This is a genomic window from Agrobacterium sp. CGMCC 11546, assembly GCF_013365515.1.
Taxonomy (GTDB): Bacteria; Pseudomonadota; Alphaproteobacteria; order Rhizobiales; family Rhizobiaceae; genus Agrobacterium; species Agrobacterium fabrum.
The window spans coordinates 995,785-1,008,804 of the sequence record NZ_CP047387.1; the positions used below are offsets into that span (position 1 = coordinate 995,785).

General features: G+C 60.0%; 12 protein-coding genes. 3 read left to right on the forward strand and 9 right to left on the reverse strand.

What is annotated here, in order from left to right:
* Positions 1 to 5 precede the first annotated feature (5 nt).
* Positions 6 to 314 (reverse strand): DUF3572 domain-containing protein, encoded by a 309-nt coding sequence (locus GSF67_RS04995; protein WP_006312677.1) that lies wholly within the window; start codon positions 312 to 314, stop codon positions 6 to 8.
* A 131-nt stretch (positions 315 to 445) separates the two neighbouring features.
* Here GSF67_RS04995 and GSF67_RS05000 point away from each other — a divergent pair, with 131 nt between their 5' ends.
* Both GSF67_RS05000 and GSF67_RS05005 read left to right on the forward strand, forming a co-directional pair.
* The gene (locus GSF67_RS05000; protein WP_003496409.1) at positions 446 to 817 is read left to right on the forward strand and encodes a response regulator; all 372 of its coding nucleotides are present in this window, start codon (positions 446 to 448) and stop codon (positions 815 to 817) included.
* Positions 818 to 835: 18 nt separating this feature from the next.
* A complete protein-coding gene (locus GSF67_RS05005; RefSeq protein WP_006312675.1) occupies positions 836 to 2,206 on the forward strand; it encodes a PleD family two-component system response regulator in 1,371 nt (456 codons plus the stop codon).
* Positions 2,207 to 3,114: 908 nt separating this feature from the next.
* Here GSF67_RS05005 and rpmG read toward each other — a convergent pair.
* The 6 genes from rpmG to topA form a co-directional block, all read right to left on the reverse strand.
* A complete protein-coding gene (rpmG, locus tag GSF67_RS05010) occupies positions 3,115 to 3,282 on the reverse strand; it encodes a 50S ribosomal protein L33 (protein ID WP_003496403.1) in 168 nt (55 codons plus the stop codon).
* An 89-nt stretch (positions 3,283 to 3,371) separates the two neighbouring features.
* A complete protein-coding gene (locus tag GSF67_RS05015) occupies positions 3,372 to 4,538 on the reverse strand; it encodes an MFS transporter (RefSeq protein ID WP_162688197.1) in 1,167 nt (388 codons plus the stop codon).
* Between the two features lie 17 nt (positions 4,539 to 4,555).
* Positions 4,556 to 5,182 carry an NUDIX hydrolase gene (locus GSF67_RS05020; protein WP_035215230.1) on the reverse strand — a complete coding sequence of 209 codons (627 nt, stop codon included), beginning with the start codon at positions 5,180 to 5,182 and terminating at the stop codon, positions 4,556 to 4,558.
* 62 nt (positions 5,183 to 5,244) lie between these two features.
* Positions 5,245 to 5,688, reverse strand: coding sequence for a DUF983 domain-containing protein (locus GSF67_RS05025; RefSeq protein WP_006312672.1), 444 nt, complete (start codon positions 5,686 to 5,688; stop codon positions 5,245 to 5,247).
* Between the two features lie 42 nt (positions 5,689 to 5,730).
* Positions 5,731 to 8,085 carry a ribonuclease R gene (rnr, locus tag GSF67_RS05030; RefSeq protein ID WP_006312671.1) on the reverse strand — a complete coding sequence of 785 codons (2,355 nt, stop codon included), beginning with the start codon at positions 8,083 to 8,085 and terminating at the stop codon, positions 5,731 to 5,733.
* Positions 8,082 to 10,760, reverse strand: a complete 2,679-nt coding sequence (gene topA / locus GSF67_RS05035; RefSeq protein ID WP_006312670.1) for a type I DNA topoisomerase — start codon at positions 10,758 to 10,760, stop codon at positions 8,082 to 8,084. The genes rnr and topA overlap by 4 nt, the downstream gene beginning before the upstream one ends.
* A 259-nt stretch (positions 10,761 to 11,019) precedes the next feature.
* On the opposite strand from topA, the gene GSF67_RS05040 reads away from it, so the two are divergent.
* Complete coding sequence (locus GSF67_RS05040; RefSeq protein ID WP_006312669.1) at positions 11,020 to 11,253, forward strand: hypothetical protein; 234 nt, start codon at positions 11,020 to 11,022, stop codon at positions 11,251 to 11,253.
* Here the strand turns inward: GSF67_RS05040 and dprA are convergent.
* Positions 11,206 to 12,348: a DNA-processing protein DprA gene (gene dprA, locus GSF67_RS05045; protein ID WP_006312661.1), complete on the reverse strand. Its 1,143-nt coding sequence runs from the start codon at positions 12,346 to 12,348 to the stop codon at positions 11,206 to 11,208. The two genes, GSF67_RS05040 and dprA, sit on opposite strands and share 48 nt — an antisense overlap.
* 21 nt (positions 12,349 to 12,369) lie before the next feature.
* A complete protein-coding gene (gene plsY, locus GSF67_RS05050; RefSeq protein WP_006312660.1) occupies positions 12,370 to 12,987 on the reverse strand; it encodes a glycerol-3-phosphate 1-O-acyltransferase PlsY in 618 nt (205 codons plus the stop codon).
* Positions 12,988 to 13,020 lie beyond the last annotated feature (33 nt).

The window sequence follows — 13,020 nt, forward strand, 5'->3', positions numbered from 1 at the left end:
TCCCGTCAATACACACCTGAATCCAGTCCCGGCCGGGAAAAATGGTGCCAGGCGGCGGCCACCGTTTCGGGGGATGTATCGGTGGCGGCACAGAACGCCATCAGGTCCGGCTCGTGGCTCATCAGGAAATCCGTCAGCCCCGCCAGAAAGCCGGGATCATTGACGGCCTGGCGCAGCATATTGGCCTGTAACCCGCTCAAGGCCAGAAAACGCGACAGCATGTCCGGTTCGTTTGCCAGCCAGCCAAGTATGGCGGCCGCTGTTTCTTGCGGATCCTGACCGGCATTGCCTTTGTTTTTTGTCTCGCGCAGCATTTCTTCCTCGAAGTTACCTATTTTGAAACCAAATCCCTCTAGCCTTGCGCAACGAATGGACGATGGAATCGGTTCTCTGGCAACTTATATGTCTGGATGAAGGTTTCAAAGCGAAACGGGGACTGCCCACCATGCCCAAGCAGGTCATGATAGTCGAAGACAACGAGCTGAACATGAAGCTCTTTCGCGACCTGATCGAGGCGTCTGGTTATACCACCATACAGACGCGCAACGGCATGGAGGCGCTCGATCTCGCCCGCAAGCACCGCCCGGACCTCATCCTCATGGATATCCAGCTGCCGGAGGTTTCTGGGCTGGAAGTGACGAAGTGGCTGAAGGAAGATGACGAGTTACACGTCATCCCGGTCATCGCGGTCACGGCCTTTGCCATGAAGGGTGACGAGGAGCGTATTCGCCAGGGTGGATGTGAGGCCTATGTGTCCAAACCTATTTCCGTTCCGAAATTCATCGAAATCATCAAGACCTATCTTGGCGATGCGTAAGGCGGTTGGGGAACTGTTATGACGGCGAGAGTTCTGGTTGTTGACGACATACCCGCAAACGTGAAGCTTCTCGAAGCCCGGCTTGTCGCGGAATATTTCGATGTCGTCACCGCGGAGGATGGTTTCAAGGCGCTGGCGATCTGCGATGAAGAGCAGGTCGACATCATTCTGCTCGATATCATGATGCCGGGCATGGATGGTTTCGAAGTCTGTGAAAGGCTGAAGGCCAATCCAAATACCGCCCATATTCCGGTTGTCATGGTCACCGCGCTCGATCAACCGTCGGACCGTGTACGCGGCCTGAAGGCCGGCGCCGACGATTTTCTCACGAAACCGGTCAACGATCTTCAGCTGATCGCCCGTGTCAAAAGCCTGGTCCGTCTGAAGGCCGTCAGTGACGAGTTGCGGCTGCGTGCGGAAACTGCGCGGCAGATCGGCATCGAGGAGATGCTGCGGAGCGATGGCCTGATGCAGACGCCGGGCCGCGTGCTGGTTGCGGATGGTCGCGCCAGCTCGCAGGAACGCATCATCCGGGCGCTGAAGCCGGTCGCGGAGGTCGATGCCGTCACGGAGCCGCAGGCGGCTCTGCTCAAGGCGGCGAGCAGCCCCTTCGAGCTCGTCATCGTCAATTCCAATTTCGAGGACTACGATCCGCTGAGACTGTGTTCGCAGTTTCGCTCGCTGGAGCGCACCCGTTTTCTGCCGTTGCTTCTGGTGGCGGAGCAGGGGGCGGATGAGATGGTGGCGCGTGCGCTTGATCTTGGGGTGAACGATTATATTCTCCGCCCGATCGATCCGAATGAACTCGTCGCCCGTTCGCTGACGCAGATCAGGCGCAAGCGCTATAATGAACATCTGCGGCTCAATCTGCAGCATACGATGGAGCTTGCGATTGTCGACGGGCTGACGGGCCTCAACAATCGTCGTTATCTCGATAGTCATCTGAAGATACTTTTCGACCGGGCTGCCGTGCGTGGTCGCCCGATCTCCATCTGCATGACCGATATAGACCGCTTCAAGCTGGTCAATGACACCTATGGCCACGATGTCGGCGATGAGGTGCTGCGGGAATTTGCAGCACGCATCCGCAGCACGGTGCGCGGCGCGGATCTCGCCTGCCGTTATGGCGGAGAGGAATTCGTCGTCGTCATGCCGGATACGCCCATGGAGCTTGCGGCAAGCGTCGCCGAGCGCCTGCGGGCAATCGTGGAAGACAAGCCCTTTTATGTTCGTTCCATCGATCGGGAACTGAGCATCACCGCCTCCCTCGGCATCGCCACCAGCAGTGGCGCCTTCGGCGCGCCGGACGAAATATTGAAGCAGGCCGACAAGGCGCTTTACGAGGCGAAACATGCCGGACGCAACCGCGTCGTGGCCGCCGCGGCCTGAGCCGGCCGCGGGCAATTAACCACGACTGTTTGCGCAGCCTCTCCGGCATATCCCGGCGAAATAGCTATTCGCAAATCGAAGCCGACGTCGCGAGACCGCAAGCCATTGACCCCAGATGTATTTTATCTCTTTACAATGAAGGGATGAAATCGGGTGGCATTAATAGAGTTCAAGTTGAAAAATACGTTGAATTCAATCTCGTAGAGAACTATAGTGTGCCAGCTTGGTATATTTAACCATGTTTCTCAGGGAATGTATCTCTGGCTTAAGAATTTGTTGATTTTTATTTTACTTCTGCGCACACTCACAATCGAGAGTAACAGTTCTTCCGGCGGTTTGTCGGTCTTGCGATGATGGAATGATGGCGGCTTTTGCCGTTTCGATTTCGCTCGTCAGGGGCTGGTATTGCGTAGTTTGAATGCCCCATGATGCTCAGGTCCGCCGCATCTCCTGAATCGTGGGGTCGGTCGGCTGACGATGTCCGAATCGGTTCCTCGTGCCGTAATCACATCGTTGGCCGACCGCCTTCTTCCCGAAAAAGCCTGTTGGTGGCGTTCGTATTGCGAGGCGCCGGTTCTCGTGCCGATTTCTGGCATGGCTGTGCGACGTCGATAAAGGGGCAGGGGCGGATATAGGCACGGGGGTGCTTGCAGCAGCCTTCGTGAATGCCTGCGAATATCTTGGCGATTTGTTTATTGAGCGGGCGGCAGGCTCTTGCCCCTCAGTGCCTTCACGCGTGCTTTGCCAATGGCGGCAGCAATTCCGCGGGCGTGTGGGGAGGCTCTGCCTTTATTTCCACGATAGGGAAGCCTGTGGAAGCGAAGAACGTCGGAGTGGCTTTCTTCCTGCAGCACAAACAAAAAACGCGCCCATTGGGCGCGCTATTTGCCGGAGAACCGATCAAGACATTACTTGATCTTGGTTTCCTTGAATTCAACGTGCTTGCGTACAACCGGGTCATACTTCGTCTTCGTCATCTTGTCCGTGAACGTACGGCTGTTCTTGGTGGTGACGTAGAAGGTACCGGTGTCGGCTGTCGACAGCAGCTTGATCTTGATTGTTGTAGCTTTCGCCATGGTCGTCCTGCCTTTAAACAAATGAGAAGCCGCAGGCGCTTCTCACCTCGGCTAAATCTGGCGCGAAACTACGTATCGCGCCCAAAAAGTCAAGCCTGTTTTGCCCGGAAAACAAAACGGAACCCATAAAGCACCACGTAAAGCCCGAAAAATACGGCAAGCGCCCAGGCGAAACCGTCAGTGCCCGCAACATCCATGGAAATGCCGACGGCCTGCGGTCCGGCGATCGTACCCATGGCGTAACAGAAGATAAAGGCGGCATTGGCGGAGACCAGATCGGCCCCCTTGAGTCGTGAACCGAGATGGGTCAGGCCGACCGTGTACATGCCGGAGACGAGGCCACCCCAGAACAGCAGCAGCGCCGCCACCAATATCCAGCTATCCACCAGAAGCGGCAATGCCAGCGTGCCGCAAACGCCCGCAAAGGCCATCAGGGCGAGCAGGGTGCGCCGATCCTTCAGCCGGTCGGAAAGCAGGCCGATCGGTATCTGGAAGACCATGTTGCCGATCCCCATCACCGTCAGCAGAAGGGCTGCCTGCGATTCGTTGAAACCTTCACGGGTGGCGTAGATGGGAAAGAGCGACAGGCCACCTGCCTGCACCGAACCGAACACGAAAGCTGCAGCCGATGCCATCGGCACCAGCCAGACGTAACGGATGAAATGATGATTGGGGTGCTCGTCCAGTTCCGGGCTTTCGCCGCGCGCCATGAAGATGGGGATGGCGGCCAGAAGGATGATCGCGGCGCCGACGATAAAGGGCAGGATGCCTTCGCTGCCGACGACGGAAAACAGCAACGGGCCAACGGCGAAACCGACTGCAAGGCCTGTGGCGTAGATGCCGAGAACCATGCCGCGTTTTTTCGGCGGCGCGGTCATGTTGATCCAGTATTCGGAGAGAATGAACAGCGTGGTGGTGGCGCCGTGGAAAACGATTCGCAGCGGAAACCACATCCAGAAGGCATCGGCGAAATAGAAGCAGAGCGCGCTCAGCGCCGAAATAACCACGGCGAGCAGCATGGTTCGCGCCACGCCGAAATCATGGGCGATCTTGGTGGTGACCGGAGCCGCCATCATGGCCGCAACGCCGGCCATTGCCGAATTCACCCCGATCATGGTCGAGGAGATGCCGCGCTTTTCAAGAATGATCGATAGCAGCGGCAGCCCAAGGCCGATGGCGACACCGACTGCACTGATGGCGGAAATTGCGGCGATCAGTGAGGGCCAGTGGATGGCGTCCGCTTCTTCGCATTTCATTTGTGACATGACGGCCTTTATACAAACTCTCGAATGAACCGGCCGTGGCGCGTGACGTAGAGCCGCGCGGGGCTTTCAAATGGCAGTGAGGGATCACCTATCATGAGTTTTGTGACATCTTCGAGAACCGTGCGTGTGATTTTGGGCATGTTCAGACCGGAAAGGTCTGTCATGTCAAGCCATTGCACGTTGGAGAGTTCATCGGAATCACGGGTTAGCCGGACATCGAGCCCCAACTCGTCGCTATAACAGCAGAAGAACCGCGTGTCGTAGCGCCGCACATTGCCGGGCGGCGTGATGGCGCGTGCAACATATCTGAAACGGGAAAGATCCGGACCTCCGGTGCCCAATCCGAGATCCACGCCCGTTTCCTCGAAAAGCTCACGCGCAGCCGCAAGCGCCAGAGCTCTTGCACCGGCGGAACTGAGACGGCGCGCCGCGGAAGCGGTGAGGCTGCGGAGGACGGCGGGATGCAGATCGCCGGAAAAGGGCAGCGCATGGTCGCGCGGATCGCGTTTGCCGCCCGGAAACACGTAAGCGCCCGGCATGAAGACATGGGCGTTGCTGCGCTGACCCATCAGCACCCTGAGCTGCGGGCCGGAACGGTCGAACAGGATGAGTGAGGCGGCATCGCGCGGCCGCAGGGGCGCGTTCACCGTCTCGGCATCCCGGGCGCGCTGAGGTTCATGCAAAGTCCGGCCCACGGTCAGTGAGAAGAGCCGTCTATCTGCACTTTTGGTTGTTTTCGGTCGAAGCCGTGCATCCGCAACGCCCATTGCAGGCCGATAACGCCGCCCTTGATGGGTTGCAGCGTCAAAAGTGCAGCCAGAATGGTGATCGGCACCCAGATGGCAAAATGCGCCCACATGGGAATGTTCAGGATCATATCCGTCATCATGAAGCCGCCAACGGCGATATGGCCGATGATGACGATGGAGATATAAGGCGGCAGGTCGTCCGAACGGTGATGATGCATTTCTTCACCGCAGGCCGCACAGGCATCCACCGGCTTCAGGAATGCACGGAACAGGCGACCGCTGCCGCAGGCCGGGCAGCGGTTAGCCATGCCCCGCATGATCGAGCGGCCAAGCGGCCTCTCCGCGCTGCTGTCTCCGAAGGTGACCGTTTCCGAGCCCTGATGTGCACTCATCCTTAAGTCCTTCTCCCGTTCTTGAACCGCTTCGCGGTCTTGTTAGCGTCGTCCTCTCGGCGGCCGCGTCCCGGGCTTGGCGCCAGGACGCGATGTCCGCCGGCCCGCCTTGTGGAACGACCGCGAGCCGACCGGCATCTTACGCCCCGGGCTCAGCATTTCAAAACGCAATGCGCCTGCAAGCGGCACCGCTTCCGCAAGCCGTACCTGAACCGTGTCGCCAAGCTGATAACCGAGACCGGTCTTTTCCCCCGTCAGAGCCTGATGGGCTTCATCGTAGAAGAAATAATCGGTTCCGAGTGTAGATATAGGAACAAATCCATCAGCGCCAAACTGCGGCAGCGCGACAAATAGTCCCGCCTTGGTGACACCGCCGACGCGGCCCTCGAATTCCTCGCCCACACGTTCCGACAGATGATGCGCAATCAGCCGATTGACGGTATCGCGCTCGGCCGCCATGGCGCGGCGCTCGAAGGTCGAGATTTCCGCGGCGATATCGTCCAGCGTCGCCTCTTCCTGTGGCGTGATGCCGCCTTCGCCTAGCCCCAGCGAGCCCACCAGTGCGCGATGCACGATCAGATCGGCATAACGGCGGATCGGCGAGGTGAAATGCGCGTATTTCATCAGGTTGAGGCCGAAATGGCCGATGTTGTCAGGGCTGTAGATTGCCTGGCTCTGGCTGCGCAGCACCATCTCGTTGACCATGATCTGATGCGGCGTATCAATGGCACGCGCCAGAATGCCGTTGAAGGAATTGGCGCGCATCGCCACACCCTTGGCCATGGAAATGCCGATGGTACCAAGGAATTCGCGCAGCACCTCCTGCTTGGTCAGCGTCGGCGCGTCGTGCACGCGGTAGACCAGCCGCTGCTTTTTCGTTTCCAGCGTTTCGGCGGCGGCAACATTCGCCTGGATCATCATTTCCTCGATCAGCTTATGCGCATCGAGGCGTTCGGGAATGACGACCTTGTCCACCGTGCCATCGGGACGCAGCTGGATCTTGCGCTCCGGCATGTCGAGTTCCAGCGGCTGGCGGCGGTCGCGCCCGCGTTTCATCACTTCATAGGCATGCCACAGCGGCTTGAGGATCGGCTCCAGCAGCGTGCCGGTCTTGTCGTCGGGGTTTCCGTCGATGGCGGCCTGCGCCTGCTGGTAAGAGAGCTTGGCCGCGCTCTTCATCATGATGCGATGGAACGTGTGGCCCGCTTTGCGGCCTTCCTTGGAGAAGGTCATCCGCACGGCAAGGGCAGGGCGGTCGACGCCTTCCTTCAGCGAGCAGAGATCATTGGAGATGCGTTCCGGCAGCATCGGCACGACACGGTCGGGGAAATAGACCGAGTTGCCGCGCTTCAGCGCCTCGCGGTCGAGTGGCGCGCCCGGCCGCACATACCAGGAGACATCGGCAATGGCGACGGTGACGATGACACCGTCAGGATTGTCGGGCGAGGGGTCCAGTTCGGCATAGACCGCATCGTCATGGTCCTTGGCGTCGGCCGGATCGATGGTGATGAGCGGCAGGTCGCGCCAGTCCTCGCGGTGCGACATGGTCGCGGCCTTGGCCGCATCCGCTTCCGCCAAGACATTTGGCGGGAAGATATGCGGAATGCCATGCGCATAAATGGCGATCATCGAGATCGCCTTTTCCGAGGCGACCGAACCGACGACGGACAGAACCTTTGCCCGCGTCAGGCCGTAACGGCCGCTATTGCGCGAGGTTTCCACCTCGATCAGATCGCCGTCCTTGGCATCGCCGACGCCATCGGGATCGATGACCATTTCTTCGCCACGCCGGTCGATCGGCATCAGCCGTCCGCCGCCGCCTTCCGTCTGCTTGAACACGCCGAGCAGCGCGTTCTGGCGACGGTCGATCAGTTTCACGACACGGGCCGTATAGGCCGGGCCGACGGTGTCCTTGGAAGGGAAAATCTTTGCCAGAATGCGGTCACCGAGACCGGCGGCGGGAGCCTTCTTGCCGCGATCCTGCGAGGACTGGCGGATGAGAACGGCCGGTGCCGCGCCCATATCCTCCGGCCATTCCGCCGGCCGGCCGATCAATTCGCCGTCCTTGTCGCGGGTGGTAATGTCGAGAACCGTGACGGGCGGCAGACCACCCGGCCGCGTCAGCGACTTGCGGCTCTTGTGCACCATGCCATCGACTTCGAGTTCCTTCAGCAGCGCTTTCAGAACGATGCGGTTTTCGCCCTTCAGCCCGAAAGCCTTGGCGATTTCGCGTTTGGAGGCCTGCTGCGGATGGTCCGCGATGAATTTCAGCAGCACTTCGCGGGAAGGCACCTCGCCATGGATGATGCCTTCACCTTCGCTCACCCGCTTGCCGCGCCCGGTGCGTCCGAAACCGTCACTGGCGGAACCCTGTCTCTGACGTGGCGCCTTGCTCACTCTGCTGCCTTCTTGGTTTTGGCCGCTGCCTTCGGCTTGGCGGCCGCCTTGCTCTTGGTTGCCGCCTTGGCCTTGGTGGCTTTCGGCTTTGCCGCTGCCTCACCATCGGCCTTCTTGGCGGTGGTCTTCTTGGCCTTGGCGGGCTTGCCGCCGGTGCCGGTCTTGGCGATGCGCTCGGCGATCAGCACCAGCGACTCGTCCAGAGTCACTGAGGCCGGGTCCTGCCCCTTCGGAATGGTGGCATTGACCTTGCCCCAGTTGACGTAAGCGCCATAACGCCCGTCGCGGACGGTGATGGCACCGCCATCGGGATGGTCGCCCAGTTCTTTCAGCGCCGCCGGCGTGCCGCTGCGGCCCGGTCCCTTGGCCTGCTTTTCGGCAATGACGGTCACGGCGCGGTTGAGGCCGATCGAGAACACGTCCTCGATGCTTTCGAGGTTCGCATAGGAACCGTCATGCAGAAGGAAGGGTCCGTAGCGGCCGAGACCTGCAGAGATCATTTTGCCAGTTTCCGGATGCTTGCCGATATCGCGCGGCAGGTTGATGAGCGCCAGCGCCTTTTCGTGGTCGATATCCTCAGGCTTCCAACCCTTGGGCAGCGACGAACGCTTGGCTTCCTTGCCGTCGCCGCGCTGGATATAGGGTCCGAAACGGCCGGAGCGAAGCGTGAGCTCCTCGCCGGTCATCGGATCGGCACCGAGTGCTTTCGGCTCGTTCGAGGCCGCAGCGTCCGCTTCCGCACCATCGGAGGTGAGCTGGCGGGTGTAATTGCATTCCGGATAGTTGGAGCAACCGACGAAAGCGCCGTATTTGCCGAGCTTCAGCGAAAGATTGCCGGTGCCGCAAACCTGACAGATGCGCGGATCCGATCCATCCTCGCGCTTGGGGAAGACCAGCGGTGCCAGAACCTCGTTCAACGCGTCGAGCACGTTGGTAACGCGCAGTTCCTTGGTATCTTCGATCTGCGCGAAGAAATCCTTCCAGAAATCGCGCAGCACCTGCTTCCAGTCCAGCTCGCCGGCGGAAATGCGGTCGAGCTTTTCTTCGAGTGCTGCGGTGAAATCGTATTCGACATATTTGGTGAAAAAGCTCTCCAGGAAAGCCGTCACCAGTCGTCCGCGTGAATGCGGGATAAGCTTGCGCTTGTCTATGACGATATATTCGCGGTCGCTCAGCGTCTTCAGCGTCGCGGCATAGGTGGAAGGGCGGCCGATGCCGAGCTCTTCCATCTTCTTGATCAGCGAGGCTTCCGAATAACGCGGTGGCGGTTCGGTAAAATGCTGGCTGGCATTGATCTTCTGCTTGGCGAGATTTTCGCGCGCATTGATCTGCGGCAGACGGCCTTCGTCGTCACCGTCGTCGCTCTGCTCGCCATCTTCCTTCTGGTCGGTATAGGCGGCAATGAAGCCGTCGAACCGGATGACGGAACCGACGGCGCGCAGGCCGGCCTTTTCACCGTTCTTGTCCGCGAGGATTTCGACCGTTGTTCGCTCGATCTCTGCGGACGCCATCTGGCTGGCGATACCGCGCTTCCAGATCAGGTCGTAAAGGCGCAGCTGGTCGGCATCGAGATAACGCTTCACCTGGTCCGGCGTGCGCGTGAAATCAGTCGGACGGATCGCTTCGTGCGCTTCCTGGGCGTTCTTGGCCTTGGTGGAATAGAAGCGCGCCTTTTCCGGCACGTAACGCTCTCCGAACTGCTCCCCGATGGCGAGGCGGGCAGCATCGATCGCCTCCGGTGCTATCTGTACGCCGTCGGTACGCATATAGGTGATCAGGCCGACGGTTTCTCCGCCGATATCGATGCCTTCATAAAGCTTCTGCGCCACCTGCATCGTCCGCGAGGCACCAAAGCCCATGCGCGAAGACGCAGCCTGCTGAAGCGTCGAGGTGGTGAAGGGCGGGCCGGGATTACGCTTGACGGGCTTCGCCTCGACCGTGTCGACAACATAGGTCGCGCCTTCCAGCAGCGCCTTCAGTCGGTTTGCATCTTCGCCGGTCTTGATCCCGCGGCTTTGCAGCCGCTTGCCGTCGGCCGAAACCAGCTTCGCCTCGAACTCGTCACCGCGCGGTGTCTTCAAAAGCGCGCTGATGTTCCAATATTCTTCGGAGACGAAACGCTCGATCTCGGATTCACGGTCGCAGACAAGACGCAGCGCAACCGACTGCACACGGCCGGCGGAACGCGCGCCCGGCAGCTTGCGCCACAGAACGGGAGAGAGGTTGAAACCGACGAGATAATCGAGTGCACGGCGGGCGAGATAGGCGTCGACCAGCGGCACGTCGATGTCGCGCGGGTTCGCCATGGCGTCCAGAACCGCCTTCTTGGTGATGGCGTTGAAGACCACGCGCTTCACCGGCTTGTCGCCGAGAACGCGCTTCTTCTTCAAAAGATCGAGAACGTGCCAGGAAATGGCCTCACCTTCGCGATCAGGGTCGGTTGCGAGAAAAAGGCCATCAGAGGATTTTACCGCATCGGCAATATCCTTCATGCGTTTGGCAGATGCGCTGTCGACTTCCCAGGACATTTCGAAATCCTGGTCGGGCAGCACCGATCCGTCCTTGGCGGGAAGGTCTCTGACGTGACCAAAGGATGCAAGAACCTTGTAGCCCGAACCAAGATACTTGTTGATCGTCTTGGCTTTGGCAGGAGATTCTACGACAACGACATTCATATTGTTCTTCTCTGGAACTGGTCCGTTAACGTGGCCCCGGTCGCGGCGCGGTGCCGCAATTGGCCTTCTTTATAATTCGACATGGACAGGTAATGCCCGCGGGTCAAGAGGCAAGCCCGATTTTCTCACTCTCAGGCAATTGCAACCTATGGATAATCTATCGTTGTATTGCAATCTTTGGTAAATTGGTTATGATGGGCAACATCATTTTAGCAGACTTAATGCTTCCCGTTTCAGGCTGACTTTTCAGGATAAATATATGGTCCCGAACGCAACAAACAATAATGCCGATAATGAAGGGACCAAAGAGAGCTTGGCTTACATTCGCCAGATGCTGGCGGAGCTGCGCCAGGTCGCCAGCCGCGAGGGCGCCGACATGCTATGTTACCTGATCGAGATGGCCTATGTCGAAGTCGGCGATATCCAGAGCGGGCGACGCAAACTGTCAATCCGCGACGAACAGCGAAACACGCCCCCCGGCATGCCGGTTTAGACGCCCGGCTATATCGAGCTCCAGCAGTACCAGATGAACCGCGGCCGCGGAAAAGCCCGTATGGCGGATGATGTCGTCAATCTCGACGGGCGAGGGGCCGAGTGCGGAAGCGATGACGCTGCGCTCATCATCTCCGGGCGGTGACATGTCTTCGTCGGAGCGCGGTTCCTCGATCTTGCGGTCATAGGGCAATTGCGGCTCCATCAGTGGTCGCAGCGCTTCGAGAATATCGGCAGCGCCCGTGGTCAGCATGGCGCCTTCCTTGATCAGCCGGTTGGTGCCTTCGCAGCGTGCATCGAGCGGGGAGCCGGGCACGGCAAAAACCAGACGGCCCGCTTCGCCGGCAAGCCGCGCCGTGATCAGTGAACCCGAACGCTCTGCCGCCTCCACGATGACAACGCCGAGCGAAACGCCCGCGATCAACCGGTTGCGGCGCGGGAAATCGCGGGCGCGCGGTTCCCAGCCAAAGGGCATTTCGCTGATCGTCGCGCCGCCCTGATCGTATATGTCCTGCAAAAGCCCGAAATTTTCCTGCGGGTAGGGGCGGTCGAGACCGCCGGCCAGCATCGCCACCGTGCCGGTTGCAAGGCTTGCCCGGTGCGCGGCCGCATCGATGCCGCGCGCCAGTCCTGATGCGATTGAATAACCGGCACGCCCACAGTCGCGTGCCAGCATGGCGGCGAATTTCGCGCCGTTGATGGACGCGTTGCGCGAACCGACGATGCCGACGCAGGCTCTTGTCGCCGCATCCGCCGATCCCTTCATGGCGATCAGCGGCGGCGCGCCATCCATCTGCCGCAGGGCAGGCGGATAATCCGGTTCGCCGATACCGATGAAACGCGCACCGAATTTTTCGGCCGTTTCGATTTCACCTTCCGCCTCCGACGGCGTGGCGATCCGCAAGCGGCGCGAAGAGCCGCCGTGCTTTGAAAGCTCGGGTAGGGCATCCAGCGCCTTTTCGGCGCTGCCGAAATGATTGATGAGTTCGCGGAAGGTGACGGGGCCGATATTGTCACTGCGGATCAGCCGCAGCCATGCGACTCGCTGCCGCGCGGAAAGCTCTATGCCCTGCCGTGTCGTTTCCTCATGCGGCATGGCATATCCTCAAGATGGGGTTCAGCCCTTTTGACCGATCCTGCTTTCGGTGCCGGCCATAAGACGCCTGATATTTTCGCGATGTTTCCACCAGGAAATCACGCTAAGCAGTGTCACCAGCAGGGCCGTCTTTTCAGGTCCGAGCACCCAGAGCGCGACGGGAATGATCAGCATGGCCAGCAGTGCCGACAGCGAAGAGTAGCGGGTGATGAACGCGGTTGCGAGCCAGATCAGCGCGAAGGCCAGCATCATCAGCGGGGCCGCGCCAAGCAGGACGCCGATATAGACAGCGACGCCCTTGCCGCCCTTGAAGCCGAGCCACACCGGAAACAGGTGGCCGAGAAAGGCGAAGAAACCGGCGACCAGCGACGCCTCGTAACCCCAGAGCGCATTGGCGACCAGCACCGCCGCGGTGCCCTTCAGCGCATCAAGCAGCAGGGTCGCGGCGGCGAGCTTCTTGTTGCCGGTACGCAGCACATTGGTGGCGCCGATATTGCCCGAACCGATCTTGCGCACGTCGCCCAGCCCCGCCATGCGGGTGAGGATGAGGCCGAAGGGGATGGAGCCCAGCAGATAGCCGATCAGCGCTGCCAGCGCGAGAAGGGCAGGCGCCGTCTGCCAGTCAGTCAAAGCACTCATTGAAATGTCCCCTCTGTCGCGCTGTCCGCGTGA

Coding starts and splice junctions, on each gene's coding strand:
- GSF67_RS04995 (WP_006312677.1), bottom strand. CDS start 314: ATGCTGCGCGAGACAAAAAACAAAGGCAATGCCGGTCAGGATCCGCAA.
- GSF67_RS05000 (WP_003496409.1), top strand. CDS start 446: ATGCCCAAGCAGGTCATGATAGTCGAAGACAACGAGCTGAACATGAAG.
- GSF67_RS05005 (WP_006312675.1), top strand. CDS start 836: ATGACGGCGAGAGTTCTGGTTGTTGACGACATACCCGCAAACGTGAAG.
- rpmG (WP_003496403.1), bottom strand. CDS start 3,282: ATGGCGAAAGCTACAACAATCAAGATCAAGCTGCTGTCGACAGCCGAC.
- GSF67_RS05015 (WP_162688197.1), bottom strand. CDS start 4,538: ATGAAATGCGAAGAAGCGGACGCCATCCACTGGCCCTCACTGATCGCC.
- GSF67_RS05025 (WP_006312672.1), bottom strand. CDS start 5,688: ATGAGTGCACATCAGGGCTCGGAAACGGTCACCTTCGGAGACAGCAGC.
- topA (WP_006312670.1), bottom strand. CDS start 10,760: ATGAATGTCGTTGTCGTAGAATCTCCTGCCAAAGCCAAGACGATCAAC.
- GSF67_RS05040 (WP_006312669.1), top strand. CDS start 11,020: ATGGTCCCGAACGCAACAAACAATAATGCCGATAATGAAGGGACCAAA.
- dprA (WP_006312661.1), bottom strand. CDS start 12,348: ATGCCGCATGAGGAAACGACACGGCAGGGCATAGAGCTTTCCGCGCGG.
- plsY (WP_006312660.1), bottom strand. CDS start 12,987: ATGAGTGCTTTGACTGACTGGCAGACGGCGCCTGCCCTTCTCGCGCTG.